Origin of the sequence: Bradyrhizobium sp. 195, assembly GCF_023101665.1 — a bacterium.
Taxonomy (GTDB): Bacteria; Pseudomonadota; Alphaproteobacteria; order Rhizobiales; family Xanthobacteraceae; genus Bradyrhizobium.
In genome coordinates, this window is the sequence record NZ_CP082161.1 from 5,756,976 (window position 1) to 5,777,715 (window position 20,740).

General features: G+C 64.9%; 16 protein-coding genes. 6 read left to right on the forward strand and 10 right to left on the reverse strand.

Features of this window, described 5'->3' with window-relative positions; translation table 11 throughout:
• Positions 1–140: 140 nt before the first annotated feature.
• Positions 141–752 (reverse strand): NAD(P)-dependent oxidoreductase, encoded by a 612-nt coding sequence (locus IVB26_RS27065; RefSeq protein ID WP_247968168.1) that lies wholly within the window; start codon positions 750–752, stop codon positions 141–143.
• Between the two features lie 149 nt (positions 753–901).
• Here IVB26_RS27065 and IVB26_RS27070 point away from each other — a divergent pair, with 149 nt between their 5' ends.
• Positions 902–1,273, forward strand: a complete 372-nt coding sequence (locus IVB26_RS27070; protein ID WP_247973280.1) for a winged helix-turn-helix transcriptional regulator — start codon at positions 902–904, stop codon at positions 1,271–1,273.
• Between the two features lie 177 nt (positions 1,274–1,450).
• Here the strand turns inward: IVB26_RS27070 and IVB26_RS27075 are convergent, their stop codons facing one another.
• On the reverse strand, positions 1,451–1,864 hold the full coding sequence (locus tag IVB26_RS27075) for a flagellar assembly protein FliX (protein WP_246920638.1): 414 nt from the start codon (positions 1,862–1,864) through the stop codon (positions 1,451–1,453).
• A gap of 282 nt (positions 1,865–2,146) precedes the next feature.
• On the opposite strand from IVB26_RS27075, the gene IVB26_RS27080 reads away from it, so the two are divergent.
• From IVB26_RS27080 to IVB26_RS27095, 4 genes are all read left to right on the forward strand, one after another.
• Entirely contained in the window at positions 2,147–3,271 is a 1,125-nt protein-coding gene (locus tag IVB26_RS27080; RefSeq protein WP_246920635.1) for a flagellar basal body P-ring protein FlgI, read from the forward strand.
• A complete protein-coding gene (flgJ, locus tag IVB26_RS27085; protein WP_247968169.1) occupies positions 3,271–3,639 on the forward strand; it encodes a flagellar assembly peptidoglycan hydrolase FlgJ in 369 nt (122 codons plus the stop codon). The genes IVB26_RS27080 and flgJ overlap by 1 nt, the downstream gene beginning before the upstream one ends.
• An 11-nt stretch (positions 3,640–3,650) precedes the next feature.
• The gene (locus tag IVB26_RS27090) at positions 3,651–4,148 is read left to right on the forward strand and encodes a hypothetical protein (RefSeq protein WP_247968170.1); all 498 of its coding nucleotides are present in this window, start codon (positions 3,651–3,653) and stop codon (positions 4,146–4,148) included.
• Between the two features lie 159 nt (positions 4,149–4,307).
• Positions 4,308–4,667, forward strand: coding sequence for a hypothetical protein (locus IVB26_RS27095; protein WP_247968171.1), 360 nt, complete (start codon positions 4,308–4,310; stop codon positions 4,665–4,667).
• A gap of 115 nt (positions 4,668–4,782) precedes the next feature.
• On the opposite strand, the gene flaF is transcribed toward IVB26_RS27095, so the two are convergent.
• The 5 genes from flaF to IVB26_RS27120 all read right to left on the reverse strand — a co-directional run bounded on the left by flaF (position 4,783) and on the right by IVB26_RS27120 (position 15,485).
• Positions 4,783–5,151 carry a flagellar biosynthesis regulator FlaF gene (flaF, locus tag IVB26_RS27100; protein WP_247968172.1) on the reverse strand — a complete coding sequence of 123 codons (369 nt, stop codon included), beginning with the start codon at positions 5,149–5,151 and terminating at the stop codon, positions 4,783–4,785.
• Positions 5,152–5,444: 293 nt separating this feature from the next.
• The gene (locus tag IVB26_RS27105; RefSeq protein WP_247968173.1) at positions 5,445–7,739 is read right to left on the reverse strand and encodes a DUF1522 domain-containing protein; all 2,295 of its coding nucleotides are present in this window, start codon (positions 7,737–7,739) and stop codon (positions 5,445–5,447) included.
• Positions 7,740–7,958: 219 nt separating this feature from the next.
• Positions 7,959–10,238, reverse strand: a complete 2,280-nt coding sequence (locus IVB26_RS27110) for a DUF1522 domain-containing protein (protein WP_247968174.1) — start codon at positions 10,236–10,238, stop codon at positions 7,959–7,961.
• Between the two features lie 325 nt (positions 10,239–10,563).
• A complete protein-coding gene (locus IVB26_RS27115) occupies positions 10,564–12,843 on the reverse strand; it encodes a DUF1522 domain-containing protein (protein ID WP_247968175.1) in 2,280 nt (759 codons plus the stop codon).
• Between the two features lie 362 nt (positions 12,844–13,205).
• On the reverse strand, positions 13,206–15,485 hold the full coding sequence (locus IVB26_RS27120; protein WP_247968176.1) for a DUF1522 domain-containing protein: 2,280 nt from the start codon (positions 15,483–15,485) through the stop codon (positions 13,206–13,208).
• Between the two features lie 321 nt (positions 15,486–15,806).
• Here IVB26_RS27120 and flbT point away from each other — a divergent pair, with 321 nt between their 5' ends.
• The gene (flbT, locus tag IVB26_RS27125; protein ID WP_247968177.1) at positions 15,807–16,247 is read left to right on the forward strand and encodes a flagellar biosynthesis repressor FlbT; all 441 of its coding nucleotides are present in this window, start codon (positions 15,807–15,809) and stop codon (positions 16,245–16,247) included.
• A gap of 106 nt (positions 16,248–16,353) precedes the next feature.
• Here flbT and IVB26_RS27130 read toward each other — a convergent pair whose 3' ends face one another.
• From IVB26_RS27130 to IVB26_RS27140, 3 genes are read right to left on the reverse strand one after another with little or no spacing between them, the layout of a single operon-like run.
• Complete coding sequence (locus IVB26_RS27130) at positions 16,354–17,853, reverse strand: pyridoxal phosphate-dependent decarboxylase family protein (RefSeq protein WP_247968178.1); 1,500 nt, start codon at positions 17,851–17,853, stop codon at positions 16,354–16,356.
• Complete coding sequence (locus IVB26_RS27135) at positions 17,850–19,103, reverse strand: ATP-grasp domain-containing protein (protein ID WP_247968179.1); 1,254 nt, start codon at positions 19,101–19,103, stop codon at positions 17,850–17,852. The genes IVB26_RS27130 and IVB26_RS27135 overlap by 4 nt, the downstream gene beginning before the upstream one ends.
• A gap of 1 nt (position 19,104) precedes the next feature.
• Positions 19,105–20,730, reverse strand: coding sequence for a hypothetical protein (locus tag IVB26_RS27140; protein WP_247968180.1), 1,626 nt, complete (start codon positions 20,728–20,730; stop codon positions 19,105–19,107).
• Positions 20,731–20,740: the final 10 nt, after the last annotated feature.

The window sequence follows — 20,740 nt, forward strand, 5'->3', positions numbered from 1 at the left end:
CAACGGAAATGGTGTCCGTTGAGCGGGGCGTTATATAGCGGCCTCCTGTGACAGACAATGTTTCCCTCACCGTCCGATCGGCGCCCCCAAACCCTTGCACAGGAAGGTTTATCCTGGAAGGACCGGGGGCGGCCGAAGGCCTAGTAGCCGACCGTGAAGCGCTGCCTCAAATGGGCCGGGCGCTCGATCTCGTCGGCAAGCGCAATGGCGTAGTCAGCGAAGCTGATCCAGCTCTTGCCGTTCGCATCTGCGAGAAGCTGATCGGTGCCGAGCCGGAACTTGCCGGTGCGTTCCCCCTCGACGAACAGCGCGGACGGCGAAATGAAGGTCCAATTCAGCTCCTTTTCCTGCCGCAAGAGATCGAGGAAGGCCGAACCTGCTTCCGCTTCGGCCTTGTATTGGGCCGGAAAATTGGGAGTGGTGACAAGCTTCACGCCCGGCGCCACCTCGAGGCTGCCGGCGCCGCCGACGACGAGGTAACGACCGACCTTGGCGTCCTTCGCCGCGCCGATCAGCTTGATCGCGTCGCTGGCCAGGAAGTGCACGGAACTCACGGCGACGTCGTGCCCGGCCCACAGCTTGGCAAGGCCCGCCTGGTCGAGCACGTCTCCCTTGGTCGGCGTGACGTTGGGCAGGGCTGCGATCTTCTCCGGGTTCCGGGCGATGGCTGCGACCGCGTGGCCGCGGCGAGACAGTTCCTTGGTGATCTCCGACCCGGCCCGGCCCGAGGCGCCGGCGACTGCGATTTTCATTGGAAGGCTCCTTTGCTACTTTGGTAACTAAAGGAAACTAGATAACAAAAAGAATGCTGGTGTTAAGAGAGCACTTTGTGCTTACCTGATTACACGAGGGTAACCCCATGCGTACTGTAAGCGACGAGAACGGATTCCGAGGCCCGACCATGAAACCCGACGTCTATGCAGCGAACTGCCCCACCCGCCAGATCCTGGATCGCGTCGGCGACAAATGGGCGGTGCTGATCCTCCTGCTGTTGCGCGAAGAGGCGATGCGCTTCAATCAGTTGCGCCGCACGATCGAAGGCATTTCGCAGAAGATGCTGAGCCAGGTTCTCAAATCGCTCGAACGCGATGGGCTGATCAGGCGCCATGCGATCGCGACCGTGCCTGTCACGGTGGAATATTCGATCACGCAGCTCGGAGTGACTCTCGCCGGCGCGGTCGATCCGCTGCGCGATTGGGCCGAGCAGAATCTGAAAGACGTTCTCGCCGCCCAGCGCCGCTACGACGCGCAGCAGAAGGAGGAAGCGGCGTAGGCGCGTGCGAAGCGACGTGGAGTTTCGCCCCAAACCCCGCTGTCATGCTCCGGCTTGACCGGGGCATCCAGTACGCCGCGGCCTATCGATTCAACAACGACTGTCTCTGGAATACTGGATCGCCCGCCCCAGTGCGCAAGCGCGCACAAGGCGGGCGATGACAGCGCGCAATGCCTGCTAAGCCTGCCCGGCCTTGGCGAGTTCGACCTCGACGCGGAGCTCGATCTCGGAGAGCAGGGAATCGAGACCGGGATCGCCCGAGGACGATTTCAGGTTCGCCGCCGCATCCCGCAGCCGCATCACGGTCGAGGCGTCGAGATTGCCGGACAACAGACCCATCTTGAGATCGTCGAGCACGTCGAGCGCGGTCCTGCCGCGGGCCACCGAGCGCTTGCGGCGCTCGACCGGATCCTCCTCGACACCTTGCAGAGCCAGCAGCCCGTCGATGTTGGCGGCGGCCTTCGGTGCGGCAGCGCTCCGCGTCTCCTGTGCCGACGAGGCGTCGGGCAGCACGAAGGTGCCGGAGCCCGTTCGCCTGGCCTGGCTGGCCGGCGCTCCAAGCGTGGTGCCGTTCGGTCCGTAGATGCGCATCGGAGGGAATCCGGGTGATCGATGCATCACCTTCGCCGTCTTATGGTTAACGGGGCGTAAACAGCCCGGCAAAATCTGCCGACGGGCGGCAGTTTCGCTCCTCAGGGCGAATGACCGCTGACACCGGTCGAAACAGATTTATTCAACCTATTCAGCCACCTACCCTCGCTGCCCCGGTTGGCACAGCACTGGCAAGGACAGCGCTGGACCAGCTCGTCATGGGAGTGTCGTGCAGGTCTTTCCGATTTGAGGGGCCTTTTCGGGAGGCTTGGGGAGCAGAGGATGCCAGGCGTTCGTTGGGTGAGGATTGTTGGGGTGGCCTGCGCGGCGCTGTCGGCGCTGGCGCTGTCGGTCGCGCCGGCGGCTGCGACCTCGCGCATCAAGGACCTCGCCAACATCGAGGGCGTGCGGCAGAACCAGCTCATCGGCTACGGCCTCGTCGTCGGCCTCAACGGCACCGGCGACACCCTCAACAACATCCCCTTCACCAAGCAGTCGCTGCAGGCGATGCTCGAGCGCATGGGCGTCAACATCCGCGGCGCCACCATCCGCACCGGCAACGTCGCCGCCGTGATGGTCACCGGCAATCTGCCGGCCTTCGCCACCCAGGGCACGCGGATGGACGTCACCGTCTCCGCGCTCGGCGATGCCAAGAACCTCCAGGGCGGCACCCTGCTCGTCACCCCCCTGCTCGGCGCCGACGGCAATGTCTATGCGGTGGCGCAGGGCTCGCTGGCGATCTCCGGCTTCCAGGCCGAGGGCGAAGCTGCGAAAATCGTGCGCGGCGTTCCGACCGTGGGACGCATCGCCAACGGCGCCATCATCGAGCGCGAGATCGAGTTCGCGCTCAACCGGCTGCCGAATGTGCGCCTGGCGCTGCGCAATGCCGATTTCACCACGGCCAAGCGGATCGCGGCCGCGGTCAACGACTATCTCGGCGTCAAGACCGCCGAGCCGATCGACCCCTCCACGGTGCAGCTTTCGATCCCGCCGGAGTTCAAGGGCAACGTCGTCGCCTTTCTCACCGAGATCGAGCAGCTCCAGGTCGATCCCGATCTCGCCGCCAAGATCATCATCGACGAGCGCAGCGGCATCATCGTGATGGGCCGTGACGTCCGCGTCGCCACCGTCGCGGTGGCGCAGGGCAACCTCACCGTCACCATCTCCGAGAGCCCGCAGGTGAGCCAGCCTAACCCGTTGTCGCGCGGCCGTACCGTGGTCGCGCCGCGCAGCAGTGTCACCGTCACCGAGGACGGCAAGAAGCTGGCCCTCGTCAAGGACGGCGTCTCGCTCCAGCAGCTCGTCGACGGCCTCAACGGCCTCGGCATCGGCCCGCGCGACATGATCAGCATTCTCCAGGCGATCAAGGCCGCTGGCGCGATCGAAGCCGACATCGAGGTGATGTGATGCAGACCGGCACGATCAACACTCCGCGCCTCGCCACCTCCTCGTCCTTTTCGGTGGAAAGCCGCAACGGCCGGCCGGACTTCGAGCTGGCGAGCGCCCTGCAAAAGGTCCCGCCGAAGCAGCAGGCCAGGGCGCAGAAGACTGCCACCGACTTCGAGGCGATGTTTCTCAACAGCATGTTCTCGCAGATGACCTCGGGCCTGAAGGGCGAAGGCCCGTTCGGCGACACGCCGGGCACCGGCGTGTGGCGCTCGATGCTGACCGAGCAATATTCCAAGAACTTCGCCAAGGCCGGCGGCGTCGGCGTCGCCACCGAAGTCTACCGCACCCTCATCCTGCAGCAGGCGAAAACGATCCGCACGGCATAAGGTCAAACGAGATGAACCAGTTCAACGCCTCACGTCAGCCGATGCAAGCCCAGCGTCCGAACACCGCGCCCGGCAGCGCCGAGGCGCGCAAGCTCGCCGAAGACCTGATGGATGCGATGAACGCCCTGCTCGGACTGATCGAGCGCGAGACGGAGCTCGTTCGCGCCGGCAAGGTCCGCGAGGCAATGATGCTCGAGAGCAAGAAGCTGGAGCTGTCGCGAAACTACGTCGGCGCCGTCAGCCAGTTGAAGGCGAACCAGCCTCAACTCGCGAAATCCGCGCCGGAGCTGCTCTCGACGCTGCATCGCCACCACGACGCGTTCCGCGCGATGCTCCAGGTCAATCTGACCGTGCTCGCGACCGCGCACGCGGTCTCCGAAAGCGTCGTGCGCGGCGTCAATGCCGAGATCCAGAAGCGCAACGTGCCGAACACCTATACGGCCGCCGGGCGCCGCGCAGCTCCAGGTCCGCGCCACATCACCCCGCTTGCGGTCAGCCGCTCGCTCTGAGCGCACACAAAGACTAGAGACGATTTTACGAAAAACCGCGCGACGATATCGTCGCGCGGTTAGGTACGTTTCCTTACCGGGTCTTCAGTCCTGGTGTTCCATGGTTGCGTTATTAGAGGGGTTGGGATTTGACTCACATAAGGCAACCAGGAGGCTGCCATGAGTACAGATTTCAGCATCAGGCCGGTGGGGATCCCGGCCCCCGTGCAGATCGTAACGACGTCCAACGTGGCGGCGAACGAGGCCGTGCAAACTGATCTTCCGGTGAGCCAGACGGTCGCCGCGGCGGATACGAGCGCGCCCGTGCGCAATGATCTGCCGAACCGCGAGAACGTCTCGCGCCAGGTCGTGTTCGACCAGGCCGCCGCGTCCTTCGTCTTCCAGGTCGTCAACGACAGGACCGACGCGGTGGTCAACCAGTTCCCCGACGAAGCGATGCTGCGCCGGCGAGCCTATTTCCATGCATTGGATATGAAGTCCGAGCCCTCGCGTCCGCTCAGCACCGACGTCAGCGCCTGACGATCACGATCGAGATTGCGGGATCGACGTTGTTGCTCCGCGCCTGACCGGCACCGGTCGGCGCGGAAGTCGTATTGCCGAAGCAAAACGACAAGCCGTGATCGGCACCTGCCCGTCACGGGCGTCCGGACAGACCAGCAGCGATGTTGCGGTTGATCTCGATCAGCGGACGGAAGTGATCGAACTGCGGGCTCATCTGGAGCGCGGCGGTCTGGCTCAGCACGAACACGCTGATGTTGGCGATCTTCTGCCGCACGTCGATCGGCTGCGGATTGTTGTCGCGCATCGCCTCGCTCAAGAAGATAGTCCAGAGCTTGCGGTTGAACATGAGGGCATGCATGGTCTGCTCGCTGAGCGGATCGGCGTTGTTCACGGCGTCCTGGAGCTTGTTCGCGGCCTTGAGCAGGGTCTGCGCCTCGATGTCGCGAGGAGATGCGGTGGTGGTTGCAACACGCGCATAAGCCGAGGCAGCGGAATTCGACATCAATCACACCCTGGAGGTTACCTAGCGCGTTGTAAGCGCTTAAGGATTTCTTTCCCAACCCTAGGCAGCACCGCTTAAGATTTGCTTACGTGTGTGCTTGGAAGCACTCCGGACAATTACGGGTCGCGAAGCTCTTCGTCAGCGCAACGCTAGATCCACGCACGCACGATGTAAACGCGCTTCGCGCGATGCGTGCTGATCTCAGCTAATCTTGTCTTAGCGATCTCCCTCAAAAGAACGGCGGAGCCTTAGCCCCGCCGCGAAATCTCGAATAGTGAGCTTGGCTCTCGAAATTAGCGGAGCAGCTGCAGCACGCTCTGCTGCGACTGGTTCGCCAGCGACAGCGCGGAGACCGCGATCGACTGGCGGGTCGACAGCGCCTGGCTGTTCGCCGCTTCCTCGTTGGTATCGGCGAGCGTCAGGTTGGACGAGCCGGTCTGCAGCACGTTGATCAGGTTCTTCGAGAAGTCCTGACGCACCTGCACGATCGAGAGGTTCGAACCGAGCGATGAGCCTTCCGAGCGCAGCCTGCTCGAGGCGGCATTCAGGCTGGCGAGCACCTTGTTGGTGGCGCCGTTGTCGATGAAGTCCGTGCCGGGAACGAGATTGCTGAGACCGAGACCCGCCGCGTTGAACACGACGCCGTTGATGCCGAGCGTCGAGCTGCCGGTCTCGTTGAACACCAGCTTCAGCGTGTCGCCGTTGAGCAGGTTGATGCCGTTGAAGGACGAGTCCTGCGACGTCGTGTCGATCTGCGCCAGGATGTTGTTGAACTGACTGACCAGGCTCGAACGCGCCGTCTGCGCGACGGGGTCCTGAACCGGGGGCTGCGCGGTGGTAAAGGCGAGCACGCCGGTGAGCGTACCACCGACCGCGCCGCCCGCGGCAGTCGAACCGAGGGTCGAGGACGCGTATTCGTTGACGGTGGTCACCGTCAGCACGCCGTTGGCGTCGATCGTCGCCGTCAGGTGGTTCGCCTGCAGCTGCACATTGAGCTGATCGAGCGTCTTGACGGTGCCGTTGGTGCCGTCGCCGAAGGTGACGTTCACCGGCGTACCGCCGTTGAAGGACGAGAAGGTCAGGGTCTTGCCGCTGACGCCGCCAACCCCGGAGGTGCGCGCCGCGGTGAAGGCCGTCGCCGTTCCCGTGTTGCCGCTGAGGCCGAACGCGCTCAGTGCGTTGCCGGTGCCGGTGATCGAGAGATCGGCATTGATGCCGGTTGAGAGCGCAAGCTGGCCGCTGCTGTTGACCGACGACGGGATCTGACCCGCGGTGGGCGTCAACGTCGCCGCGCCGTTGAAGAGGCTCGCGGTCTTGACGCCGGTGGCAAGATCGACCGCGTTGAGCAGGTCGGTCAGCGTCGCGCTCTGGATATAGACGGTCGAGTTGCCGTTGCCGTCGGTGACGATGTTGCCGCTGACGCCATACCCGGTGGCCACGCTCGCCGCAGATTGCGGCGTCTGCGCGTTCTTGAAGGTGATGGTATGGCCGTCGATGTTCAGGGTTGAGCCGTCCTGAACGAGAGTGCCCAGCGAGCCGGCGGTGGTCGATCGGGCCGCGGTCACGCTCGCATTGCCGGCGCCGGTCGCCGCGGTCAGACCGAGCTTGTTGAGGAAGTCGGCCTTGCCCGTCACGCTCAGATCGGAGCCAGTCGAGCTCTTCAGCGTGACCAGGCCGCCGCCCGAGATGGACGATGCGGTCTGAAGCGTGCCGACGGGTCCGGCCGAACCGCTGACCGCGATGGTGGCCGCGCTCGCGCTGATCGTGGCGGTCTTGACGCCGCTGGCGAGGTCGATGGCAGTGAGTACGTCGTTGATGGTCGCCCCGGGCGCAGCCGCCGTTCCCTCATAGACGATCGAATTGCCATTGCCGTCGGTGGCGATGTGTCCGCTGGCGTCGAGACCCCAGCCGGTCGGCTGCGTGCTCGGAGCGGCGCCGGTGCGGAAGGTGATGGTCTTGCCGTTCACGGTCAGCGTGTCGCCATCGGCGGGCGCGGCCCCGAACGTGGTGGACGCGGTCGTGCCGACCAATGTCGCGGTGCCGGACAGCGCGGTGGTGCCGTCGGCGGCAAGCGCTGCCGTGCCGGTAAAGGTGCCGGCGCTCGAGCCGAGCGATGCACCCAGCGCCGCAGTCCCGGTGACTGGGGTCGTGCCACCGGCTGCACCGGTGTAGAGCACGTTGCTCTTGGCGGTCGCGCTGGCATAGGAGGTCGTGCCGCGCAGGTCGGCAGGCGTCGCCCCGGGAATCGTGGTGGAGACGTTCGACTTGGTGGAATAGCCGACCGTGGTCTGCAGCGCCTGGTTGGCGATCGACTTGGCGCTGTCGATCAGCTTCTGCAGCGAGGTGATGCCGGTGTTGGCGGCCTGGAGCACCTGCACACCGTTGTTGATGCCGTCGAGCAGGTTACTGATGTCGCTCGCCCGGTTGTCCAACCCCTGCGCCGTGAAGAAGTTGGTGGGGTTGTCGAGCGCCGTGTTGACCTTCTTACCGGTCGACAGCCGCTCCTGCGTCGTGGCCAGCAAGTCGGCCGTCGACTGCAGCGACAACAGGTTCTGGCGAACGGACGCCGAGAGAACGATGTTGGACATTGGCGAGTCTTCCTCTTGAACCGGATACGAATCGGCCGCGCGGTCTGCAAAGCGGGCTTTTGTCCAGTTTTAGGAGGTGTCCTTTAAAGTATGGTTAACGCCGGTTTAAGCGATAGGGTTAATGGCGGGTGAACGCCCCTGCCCGCCTCCGGACGCAAAAAAGAGCGGCGGGGCAAATGGCCCCGCCGGTCAATTTTCTTCAGTTATTTCAGCTGCTTATTAGCGGAGCAGCTGGAGCACGCTCTGCTGCGAGGTGTTGGCCAGCGACAGCGCGGAGACCGCGATCGACTGGCGGGTCGACAGCGCCTGGCTGTTGGCCGCCTCGACGTTGGTGTCGGCCAGGGTCAGGTTGGACGAGCCGGTCTGCAGCACATTGATCAGGTTCTTGTTGAAGTCCTGACGGATCTGCACCACCGAGAGGTTCGAACCGAGGCTCGAGGCTTCCGAGCGCAGCGTGCTCGACGCGGCGTTCAAATTGGTCAGCACCCTGTTGGCGGCGGCGTTGTCGATGAAGTCGACACCGACGGTCAGCGAGGCGAGGCCCAGACCCTTGGAGTTGTAGGTCACGCCGGTGATGTTCAGGCTCGACTTGCCGGTCTCGTCGAACACCAGCTTGAGCTGGTCGCCGTTCAGCAGGTTGACGCCGTTGAACGAGGAGTCCTGCGAGGTCGTGTCGATCTGGTTCAGGATGTTGTTGTACTGAGACACCAGGTTCGCACGGGCCGTCTGGGCGACGCCATCCTGGACGGGAGTGGAAGCCGTCGAGAAGGTGAGCGCCGAAGTCAGCGTGCCGCCGATCGCACCGCCGGCGGTCGTCGAGCCGAGTGTCGAGGACGCGTAGTCGTTGGACGCGGTGATGGTCAGCAAGCCGTTGGCGTCGATCGTTGCAGACAGGTTGTTGGCCTGAAGCTTGGTGTTGAGCTGATCGAGCGTCTTGACCGTGCCGTTGGTGCCGTCGCCGAAGGTGACGTTGACCGCCGTGCCGCCGTTGAAGGAGGAGAAGGTCAAGGTCTTGCCGGCGATGCCGCCGATGCCGGAAGTGCGGGCGGCGGAGAATGCCGTCGCGTTTCCGGTGTTGCCGGCGAGGCCGAATACGTTCAGCGCGTTGCCGGTGCCGGTGATCGACAGGTCGGCGTTGATGCCGGTCGAGAGCTTGAGCTGGCCGGACGTGTTGATCGTCGAGTTCGACTGGCCGGTCGCGGTCGCAAGCGTCGCAGTGCCGTTGGCGTTGATCGTTGCGGTCTGCACGCCGGTGGCGAGATCGATCGCCTTCAGCACGTCGTTGACCGTACCGCCCTGCAGATAGACCGTCGAGTTGCCGTTACCGTCGGTGACGACCGCGCCGCTCGCGCCATACCCGCTCGGAACGCTCGGGGCACCGGTCGAACCCGGGGTCGGCGCATTCTTGAAGGTGATGACGTGACCGTCGACGTTCAGCGTCGAACCGTCCGCGATGGTCGCACCGAGCGAGCCCGCGGTCGTGGTCCGGTTGACGTTCAAGCTGGCATTGCCTGCTCCCGAAGACGTGGTCAGGCCGAGCGCCTTCAGCAGGTCGGCCTTGCCGGTGACGCTCAGATCCGCACCCGTCGAGCTCTTCAGCGTGACGGCGCCCGCACCAACGCTCGAAGCGGTCTGGTTGAAGCTGGTGGCGATGGTCGCAGCGCCGGCAGTGATGGAGGCCGTCTTGACACCGCTGGCCAGATCGACCGCGGTCAACAGATCGCTGACGGTCGCAGCCGGAGTGCCGGCAGTGCCGAGATAGACGGTGGTGTTGCCGTTAGCGTCGGTGACGAGATTGCCGCTGACGCCAGAACCGGACGCAACCGCGATCGACGCCGGAGCAGAACCCGAGCGGAACGTGATGGTCTTGCCGTTCACGGTCAGCGTGTCGCCGTCGGCGGGCTGGGCGTTGCCGGCCAGGCCTGTTGCGGTCGTGCCGTTGGTGGCGATCAGGGTGATGGCGCCGGTCAGGGCCGCGGTGCCGTCGCCGGCCGTTCCCGCAGTGCCCGTGAACGAGCCGATGGTGGCGCCGAGCGTCGTGGTGCCGTTCGCCGCCGTGGTGCCGCCGGCCGTGCCGTTATACAGCACGTTGCTGCTCGCGGTCGCGCTGGCGAAGCTGGTCGTGCCGCGCAGGTCGGCGGCGGTCGCACCGGAGATGGTGGTGGAGACGTTCGACTTGGTGGAGTAGCCGACGGTGGTCTGCAGCGCCTGGTTGGCGATCGACTTGGCGCTGTCGATCAGCTTCTGCAACGAGGTCAGGCCGGTGTTGGCGGCCTGCAGCACCTGCACGCCGTTGGCGATGCCGTCGAGCAAATTGTTGATGTCGCTGGCGCGGTTGTCGAGCGACTGTGCGGTGAAGAAGTTGGTGGGATTGTCCAGGGCCGAGTTGACGCTCTTGCCGGTCGACAGACGGTTCTGTGTGGTGGCGAGGAGGTCAGCGGTGGACTGGAGAGAGAGGAGGTTCTGACGAACCGACGCAGAGAGAACAATACCTGACATGACTCTTACCCTTCTGGCTTACGCGTCTTCGTTCGATCGCTTCGGATCGAGTGACGGGGCCAGCGTGCCGCGACATGGCTAACAAAGGGTGAAACGAACATCGCCTGCATAAGCGTCGGTTCACCATAACCGACCGGCAGCCGCGCGCGGGTTCTGCAATCAGCCTGAAATCATTGGTGTTTCTCTGCGCTTACGCTCCATTAACCATAACCGCTGGTTACTTTTCGAAGGCCGCGCAGGACGCCGGCTGCGCGAGACGAGCGCAAAAGAAAGCGGCGGGGCCGAAGCCCCGCCGCCGTAATCGTCTTGCGATGTCGTCCGCTTGTTAGCGGAGCAGCTGGAGCACGCTCTGCTGCGACTGGTTGGCCAGCGACAGCGCGGAGACCGCGATCGACTGCCGGGTCGACAGCGCCTGGCTGTTGGCGGCTTCGACGTTGGTGTCGGCCAGGGTCAGGTTGGACGAACCGGTCTGCAGCACGTTGATCAGGTTCTTGTTGAAGTCCTGACGAACCTGCACGATCGTCAGGTTCGAACCCAGAGCCGAAGCTTCCGAACGCAGCGTGCTCGAGGCGGAGTTCAGGTTCGTGAGCACCTTGTTGGTGGCAGCGTTATCGATGAAGTCGACACCGCTGGTCAGCGCAGCGAGGCCCAGACCCTTGGAGTTGTAGGTCACGCCCGTGATGCTCAGGCTCGACTTGGCAGTCTCGTCGAACACCAGCTTGAGCTGGTCGCCGTTCAAGAGGTTGACACCGTTGAACGAGGAGTCCTGCGCCGTCGAGTCGATCTGGTTCAGGATGTTGTTGTACTGGTTGACGAGATTGGCACGCGAGGTCTGCGCAACCGTATCCTGGACGGGGCTGGAAGCCGTCGAGAAGGTCAGCGCCGAAGTCAGCGTACCGCCGATCGAACCACCTGCGGCGCTCGAACCGATGGTCGAGGACGCGTAGTCGTTGGTGGTCGAGACCGTCAGCAGGCCGTTGGCGTCGATCGTCGCCGTCAGGTTGTTGGCCTGAAGCTTGGTGTTGAGCTGATCGAGCGTCTTGACCGTGCCGTTGGTGCCGTCACCGAAGGTGGCGGTGACCGCCGTGCCGCCGTTGAAGGAGGAGAAGGTCAAGGTCTTGCCGGTGATGCCGCCGACGCCCGAAGTGCGCGCCGCGGTGAAGGCGGTCGAAGTGCCGGTGTTGCCGGCGAAGCCGAGCGCATTCAGCGCGTTGCCGGTGCCGGTGATCGACAGATCGGCGTTGACGCCGGTCGAGAGCTTGAGCTGACCCGAGGCGTTGATCGACGAGTTGGTCTGGCCGGTGGCGGTCGCAAGCGTCGCGGTGCCGTTGGCATTGACCGTCGCGGTCTGCACGCCGGTGGCAAGGTCGATCGCCTTCAGCACGTCATTGACCGTACCGCCCTGCAGATAGACCGTCGAGTTGCCGGCGCCATCCGTGAGAACGTTGCCGCTCGCACCGAAGCCGCTCGGAACGCTCGGCGCACCGGTCGAACCCGGGATCGGCGCGTTCTTGAAGGTGATGACGTGACCGTCGACGTTCAGCGTCGAGCCGTCCGCGATCGTCGCACCGAGCGAGCCCGCGCTCGTGGTCCGGTTGACGCTCACGGTAGCGTTGCCGCCGCCCACAGACGTGGTCAAGCCGAGAGACTTGAGCAGGTCGGCCTTGCCGGTGACGCTCAGATCCGCACCCGTCGAGCTCTTCAGCGTGACGGCGCCCGCACCAACGCTCGAAGCGGTCTGGTTGAAGCTGGTGGCGATGGTCGCAGCGCCGGCAGTGATGGAGGCCGTCTTGACGCCGCTGGCCAGATCGACCGCGGTCAACAGATCGTTGACGGTCGCAGCCGGGGTGCCCGCGGTCCCGAGATAGACCGTGGTGTTGCCGCTGCCGTCGGTGACGAGGTTGCCGCTGACGCCAGAGCCGGACGCAACCCCAGTTGACGCCGGAGCAGAACCCGAGCGGAAGGTGATGGTCTTGCCGTTCACGGTCAGCGTGTCGCCGTCGGCGGGCTGGGCGTTGCCGGCCAGGCCTGTTGCGGTCGTGCCGTTGGTGGCGATCAGGGTGATGGCGCCGGTCAGGGCCGCGGTGCCGTCGCCGGCCGTTCCCGCAGTGCCCGTGAAGGTGCCGATGGTGGCGCCGAGCGTCGTCGTGCCGGTCGCCGCGGTGGTGCCGCCGGCAGCGCCGTTATACACGACGTTGCTGCTCGCGGTCGCGCTGGCGAAGCTGGTCGTGCCGCGCAGGTCGGCCGCCGTCGCACCCGAGATGGTGGTGGAGACGTTCGACTTGGTGGAGTAGCCGACGGTGGTCTGCAGCGCCTGGTTGGCGATCGACTTGGCGCTGTCGATCAGCTTCTGCAGCGAGGTGATGCCGGTGTTGGCGGCCTGCAGCACCTGCACGCCGTTGGCGATGCCGTCGAGCAGATTGTTGATGTCGCTGGCGCGGTTGTCGAGCGACTGTGCGGTGAAGAAGTTGGTGGGATTGTCCAGGGCCGAGTTGACGCTCTTGCCGGTCGACAGACGGCTTTGTGTGGTGGCGAGAAGATCAGCGGTGGACTGGAGAGAGAGCAGGTTCTGACGAACCGACGAAGAGAGGACGATACCGGACATTGAGTGTTACCCTTCTGGTACGCAACGCAACAAACAAACTTCGATTAGGATTAATCGATGCCGGGACGGTGAACGCAGACGGCTAACAAAGCATGAAGCGTGTCGCGGCAGCCCTTGTCCGGATTCACCATACGCGCGTTCGGAGCCGGATCGTGCCCGCCTATATCGCCATGATAAAATGATGCTTTTCGGTGCAGCGACGAGGCGTTTGCGACTTGTCAACCATAACTCAGAGTGAGCAATTGGCTGCATCGAACGCATCCTCTCCACCCGCCGAGCGGCACCTTGATGCAGGTACAAAAAAAGAAAGCGGCGGGGCCGAAGCCCCGCCGCCGGATCTTGCTTGCGATGTCGTCCGCGACTTAGCGGAGCAGCTGCAGCACGCTCTGCTGCGACTGGTTGGCCAGCGAGAGCGCGGAGACCGCGATCGACTGGCGGGTCGACAGCGCCTGGCTGTTGGCCGCTTCGGTATTGGTGTCGGCCAGGGTCAGGTTGGACGAGCCGGTCTGCAGCACGTTGATCAGGCTCTTGTTGAAGTCCTGACGAACCTGCACCACCGAGAGGTTCGAGCCGAGGCTCGAGGCTTCCGAGCGCAGCGTGCTCGACGCGGCGTTCAGGTTCGACAGCACCTTGTTGGTCGCGGAGTTGTCGATGAAGTCGACACCGCTGGTCAACGCAGCGAGGCCCAGACCCTTGGAGTTGTAGGTCACGCCCGTGATGCTGAGGTTCGACTTGCCGGTTTCGTCGAACACCAGCTTGAGCTGGTCGCCGTTCAGGAGGTTGACACCGTTGAACGAGGAGTCCTGCGAGGTCGTGTCGATCTGGTTCAGGATGTTGTTGTACTGAGACACCAGATTGGCGCGAGCCGTCTGAGCAACCGTATCCTGGACGGGGGTGGAAGCCGTCGAGAAGGTCAGCGACGAGGTCAGCGTACCGCCGATCGCACCACCTGCGGCGCTCGAACCGATGGTCGAGGACGCGTAGTCGTTGGTGGTCGAGACCGTCAGCAGGCCGTTGGCGTCGATCGTCGCCGTCAGGTTGTTGGCCTGAAGCTTGGTGTTGAGCTGATCGAGCGTCTTGACCGTGCCATTGGTGCCGTCGCCGAAGGTGACGTTGACCGCCGTGCCGCCGTTGAAGGAGGAGAAGGTCAAGGTCTTGCCGCTGATGCCGCCGACGCCCGAAGTGCGCGCCGCGGTGAAGGCGGTCGCCGTTCCGGTGTTGCCGGCGAGGCCAAGCGCATTCAGCGCGTTGCCGGTGCCGGTGATCGACAGATCGGCGTTGACGCCGGTCGATAGCTTGAGCTGACCCGAGGCGTTGATCGACGAGTTGGTCTGGCCGGTGGCGGTCGCAAGCGTCGCGGTGCCGTTGGCATTGACCGTCGCGGTCTGCACGCCGGTGGCAAGATCGATCGCCTTCAGCACGTCATTGACCGTACCGCCCTGCAGATAGACCGTCGAGTTGCCGGCGCCATCCGTGAGAACGTTGCCGCTCGCACCGAAGCCGCTCGGAACGCTCGGCGCACCGGTCGAACCCGGGATCGGCGCGTTCTTGAAGGTGATGACGTGACCGTCGACGTTCAGCGTCGAGCCGTCCGCGATCGTCGCACCGAGCGAGCCCGCGCTCGTGGTCCGGTTGACGCTCACGGTAGCGTTGCCGCCCCCCACAGACGTGGTCAAGCCGAGAGACTTGAGCAGGTCGGCCTTGCCGGTGACGCTCAGATCCGCACCCGTCGAGCTCTTCAGCGTGACGGCGCCCGCACCAACGCTCGAAGCGGTCTGGTTGAAGCTGGTGGCGATGGTCGCAGCGCCGGCAGTGATGGAGGCCGTCTTGACGCCGCTGGCCAGATCGACCGCGGTCAACAGATCGTTGACGGTCGCAGCCGGGGTGCCCGCGGTCCCGAGATAGACCGTGGTGTTGCCGCTGCCGTCGGTGACGAGGTTGCCGCTGACGCCAGAGCCGGACGCAACCCCAGTTGACGCCGGAGCAGAACCCGAGCGGAAGGTGATGGTCTTGCCGTTCACGGTCAGCGTGTCGCCGTCGGCGGGCTGGGCGTTGCCGGCCAGGCCTGTTGCGGTCGTGCCGTTGGTGGCGATCAGGGTGATGGCGCCGGTCAAGGCCGCGGTGCCGTCGCCGGCCGTTCCCGCAGTGCCCGTGAAGGTGCCGATGGTGGCGCCGAGCGTCGTGGTGCCGCTCGCAGCCGTCGTGCCGCCGGCAGCGCCGCTAAACACAACGTTGCTGCTCGCCGTCGCGCTGGCGAACGAAGTCGTGCCACGCAGGTCGGCCGCCGTCGCACCCGAGATGGTGGCGGAGACGTTCGACTTGGTGGAGTAGCCGACGGTGGTCTGCAGCGCCTGGTTGGCGATCGACTTGGCGCTGTCGATCAGCTTCTGCAGCGAGGTGATGCCGGTGTTGGCAGCCTGCAGCACCTGCACGCCGTTGGCGATGCCGTCGAGCAGATTGTTGATGTCGCTGGCGCGGTTGTCGAGCGACTGTGCGGTGAAGAAGTTGGTGGGATTGTCCAGGGCCGAGTTGACGCTCTTGCCGGTCGACAGACGGTTCTGCGTGGTGGCGAGGAGGTCAGCGGTGGACTGGAGGGAGAGCAGGTTCTGACGAACCGATGAGGAGAGGACGATACCTGACATAACTCTGTTACCTTTCTGGTAAACGACGCGACTGTTACACGTCTGCTTGGATCGAGATCGACCCAGCGACCGGCGGACCGTGGGGCGGAGTCCTCTAACGAAACATGAAATGAAACCGGCGCTTTTACTGAGTCGGCGCTCGATTCGGCCGATCCGCCCGGCTGCGGCGCGGCACCGCCGCGCTATTTCAACGTTGATATGACTGCGCTTTTCAGCGCGAATGCCGGCGATTTACAACTCGTTAACTAATGTTGATGGAGTATTGCGCCTTGACCCGCCGCAACACACGCTCGGTTACGAAAGCGTTGATGGAGAACAGGCATGGCCCTCAAGGTCGAGCTCAGGCCGCACGAACGTATCATCGTCGGTAACTGCGTGATTACCAACACGGACCAGCGTGCCCGCCTCCTGATCGACGGCGACAACGTGCCGATCCTGCGCGAGCGCGACATCCTCACGCCCGAGACCGCCGATACGCCGGCCAAGCTCGTCTATCTGGCGGTCCAGCTCATGTACATCTCGCCGGATCCGCAGACCCAGCACGGCACCTATTTCAACCTGGTGCGCGACATCGTCACCGCGGTGCCGAGCGCCTGGCCGATTATCGAGGCCATCAACAACAACATCCTGAACGGCGACCTCTACCGGGCGCTAAAGGACGCCCGCAAGCTGATCGCCTATGAAGAGAAGCTGCGCAGCCAATTCGAGGCCACCCATCCCAAGGCGGACGCGGACAACGCCGACGTGAGCTCCGCCGCCTGACCACACGCCTTCGCGTGCCGAAGCCGCGCGGACGACCAAGTCCCGCAAACGACAACGGCCCCGGATCGCCTCCGGGGCCGTCGTCCGTTTCAGGCATGCACCAGTGCTATTGCGCCGCGAGCGGCGGCGCTTCGACCTCGATCATTCCGTCGCCGCACCGCCGGCCGCCAAACTCCAGCACGGCCGCGACCAGCGCATCGATGTCCGCCTCCTCGGTACGGTGATTGACGATCGCAGCGCGGATCGCAAACTTGCCGTTCAGCGTCGTGCTCGACGGCGCTGCTATTCCGGACTCCTGAATATCGGCGACGATCTCGCGATTGATCGCATCATCGGCACGGTAGCGGAAGCAGACGATGTTGAGGTTGACCGGCGCCAGCAATTCCAGGCGCGGCTCGGCAAGAATGCGCGTCTCCAGATATTTCGCGAGCGCGCAGCTTCGCGCGATCGTCGCACCCAGCCGGTCGATGCCGAACGTCTTCAGCGTGAACCAGGTCTTCAACGCACGGAAGCCGCGCGACAGATCGGGTCCGAGATCGCAGGGCCAGACCGCCCCCGCCGCAAGCCCCCTCGCCTCACGCCGCAGATAGGCCGCCGGCTGCGCAAAGGCCTGCCGATGCTGCTCGCCGTCACGTACCAGCAGGAAGCCGGCATCGTAAGGCACCTGTCCCCATTTGTGGAAATCGAGCGCGATGGAATCGGCGAGCTCGATGCCGCCGAGCAGCGGCGCGAGCTCGGGCGAGAAGATCGCGAGCGCACCGAAAGCACCGTCGACGTGAAACCAGATCCCCTCCTCGCGGCACAGCTGCGCGATGGCCTTGAGGTCGTCGATCGCACCGATGTCGACCGTGCCGGCAGAGGCAACGATCAGGAACGGCTTGAAGCCGACCTCGCGATCAACGGCGATTTGCGCGCGTAGCGCGGCAACATCGATGCGATGATCGGCATCGACGGCGATCTTGCGCAGCGCATCCGTGCCGAGCCCGGCAATGTCCATCGCCCTGGAGACGCAGCCATGCGCGGCCTGCGAGGTATAGGCCGTGAGCAGAGCGCCATCGTTGCCGATGCCGTATTGCCGCGCCAGCGTGCCGAGCGCGTTCGTGCGCGCCACCAGCACCGCCATTAGATTGGCCATCGACGTGCCCGTGACGAAGATGCCGCTCGCGCTGTCCGGAAAGGCGAACAGGCGGCGCATCCAGTCCACGATCTGGCGCTCGACCTCGATCGGCATGTGATCGCGACCACCGAGATTGGCGTTGAGACCGGCTGCGAGCATTTCCGCGAGCATGCCGACCGCGGTGCCGCCGCCATGCACCCAGCCCATGAAGCCGGGATGGACGTTGCCGGTCGCAAACGGCGCGACGTGCTCGGCGAATTCGCGATAGACCTCGGCGAGGTCGCTCGCCTCGCGCGGCACGTCTGCCTTGAAGGCCGCGCGGGTCGCATCGGGGATCGGCTGCCAGACCGGGCGCGCCCGAACGTCGGCGATGCCGTCGATCGTCTCGTCCAGCATGCGATGGGCGAGCGCGCGAAATGCGCTCCAGTCCTGCGGGTCGAGCGAGGCGTGCGCGACGGAGCTTTGCGCGTTGCGGACGATCTCGTTCATGTTGCACTCCCCTCGCCTGCTCTTGCATGCCGCGACAGCATCGCCGAGAACGCCGCGAAGATCTTGCGCATCTGCGGCGGCTTGTAAGGAAACACGTCCGGCGAATCCATGTTGTGCACGACGGCGGTGTTGTCGGCTTCGAAGACCAGGAGCTCGTTGTCCTGGTTCTCGGCGCAATCGACGATGAAATAATCGAGGCCGACGCGCTTGCTCATCTCATCGAGCGCGCTTCTGTGGCGCGCTGCGAAGGCGCTGTCGAACTCGCGCATGAAGACGGCTTCCTCGGCCCGTTTCTCCTCGCTGAACGCCATGTAGGCGTTGAGATACCAAATATCCCAGCGGTCGGCGATCGCCATGTGGCAGGCGTAAGGCTTGCCGTCGACCATCGCGAGGCGATATTTGCGATAGAGGCCGTCCGCGTTCACGTAGTCGACGAAGCGCGCGACGAAGAAATCCTGGTCGTCGCGTGCGGAAAGATAAGCTGCGAGCGCCGCCGCATCGTCGAGCTTCGCGAGCCCGACGCCGGCATGCGAGCCGCGCGGCCGCGCGATCATCGGAAAGCGCAGTTCATCCGCAACGTCCCGGCAAGCGATCTGCTCTCGCGAAAGATCCAGCAATTGCGCGCGCGTCGCGTGGATGGTCGCGGGAATGTCGAGACCCGGCACGCCGGCCAGCAGCCGATGCAGCTTGTCGCGATCGAGATTGCCGATGCGATCAGGACGATTGAGCAGCGGCCGCGGCCAGTGCGGTGCGGCCTTCTCGATCAACGCGAGCGCCTCGCGGCATTCCTCGGAATCCGAGGCAACCACGATGGCAACGTCGTGCTCGGGCAAAATCTCCGGCAGACCGGCGCCCTTGACCACGTAGAGCGTCAACAGCTCGATGTCGGAGTCTTCGAGCAGAAAATCGATCGGCGTGTTGCCACCCATATCGATGTCGGCGGCAAGCGCGAGCACGCGCAGGCCCGGTTTCGGAGCAGCACTCGGCGTGCGAAACAATTGATGGAAGGCGAGCACCTCCGACTGGATCGCGAGCCCCTGATCCTTGTCGCCGAGAAGCTGGGTGATCAACGACAGATCGAGCGCTTCGCCCGCCAGCGCGGTCCCCGCCGCGATCCGCGTCAGCATCTGGTCGCGCAACGGATGCAGGTCGACGCCTTCGAAGGCCCGGCGCGTCAGCTGCGCAAAGCCGATGCGGTCGGCATAGTTCGCCGCGGTCATGCCGATTGGCGCGGAAACCGGATGCTGCATCTCACACCTCGAACGCGGAGTTTACGGGCACGGCCGCGACTGCGCCACGGTCAAGCAGCAGCTCGATCTTTACCAGGACCTGGGCGATGCGATCGAGAACGTGCTGCACATTGCGCTGCCGCTCCGCCGCGTCCGGCGACCAGGCCTCGGTCACGTGCCGGGCGCCGACGCAAAGGCGCAGCACGGCCTGCGGTGCCTCGTCCTCCCGCTCTAGACGGACCGGCTGGCCGATCAGGCAGCGCTGCGCGGCGACCTGCCGGTCCGCCGCGCTGCCACCGATCTCCTCGTTCATGTCGCGCGCCATCGCCCGATGAATGGCGCTGGTCTCGGCGATCGACGCTGGTTTGCCGCCGCGCAGCAGCATGAACGGAAAGATCGTGGTTTGTGCAAATTCCTCGTCATCCACGCTCGCCGTCCTGGTCGTGGGGGGAACGGAGCGAAGCGAGGGCGACAACGCGATCATGCTGTCGATGCCGGCGGCGAGCTCGGCCAGCACCTTGGCGCGGAAAGCCCCTGATACGGCGTAGTAGCTGCCGATCTCCGCGAGCGCCGCCTCCCAGCGCAGCCATTGACCGAAGTTCGGCCGGCGATCGAAGCGCGAACGCAGCGCCGTCCAGCCCATCGGCCAATCGCAGCGGCCGGCATAGTCGAAGATACCGGGCGCTATTCCCTCGACCCGGTCGATCGATCGCGAAAGGACCTTCGGCACCAGCAGCGCACCGCTGAAGGCAGGCCCACCGAAAAATTTCGAGCCTGACATCAGCACCATATAGCCGCGGTCGAGATAGGAGCGCAGTCGGCGGCGGCCGAGCCGGGCCTGACAGGCGTCGACGACGATCTGGACCTTGCGCGGCCAGCGCCGCGCGATCTCGTCGAGGCAGGCCGCGCTCGGCGCCCGCCATCCGAGCTTCGAGCAATCCATGATCTGGAGCAGCACGGGCGCGCCGTGCGCGATCGTGGTCTCGATCGCATGCAGCACCGCGGCATCGGCGTCCGCACGCATCGCAATCCCGGGCGCGGTCTCGAGCAGCGGCAACGCAACGCTGGCGCCGGCGAGCCCCGCAACCGCGCCGTCCTTGCGAACCGCAAAGCCGCTCGCCGTCATGGCGCTGAAATGGTGCCCGCGGGCGCTATGGGTCGTCCCGCTTCCGGTCTGGTCGGCCCCGACCACGATCGTTACCGGCCGTGCTCCGAGCACTGCGCGCGCCAGGAACAGAGCGTGGAGCTGGGAATCCGTGCCGGAGGGCGAGAACACGACGTCGACGCGCGGCGGCAGCTGGAGATGGCCGCGCAGCTCGTCCCGCATGTCCTCGCAGCGCGCATCGAAGGCGATTTCGACCTCGTCGAACAGGCATTTGTGCATCAGCTCTTCGCGCGCCAGCGCGGCACGGTCATAGGCCGCTTGCGAGATCGTCGACGCGGTCGAGGAGCCGACATTCCAGATCTCCGGCTCCGGCGAGGCCGCGCAGCCATAGCCGTTGACGCGATCCTTGGGGTCGAGCGCCAGCCGCGGATCTCCGCCGGAGACGAGGAGCGTGTCGAGCGGCGTGAAGAGATCGCGCAGGCGATAACGCGAACCGCCGGATGCGCGGTCCGGTTCTGACAGACGGGATGCGCCGGCGCTCATCCCGGCAGGC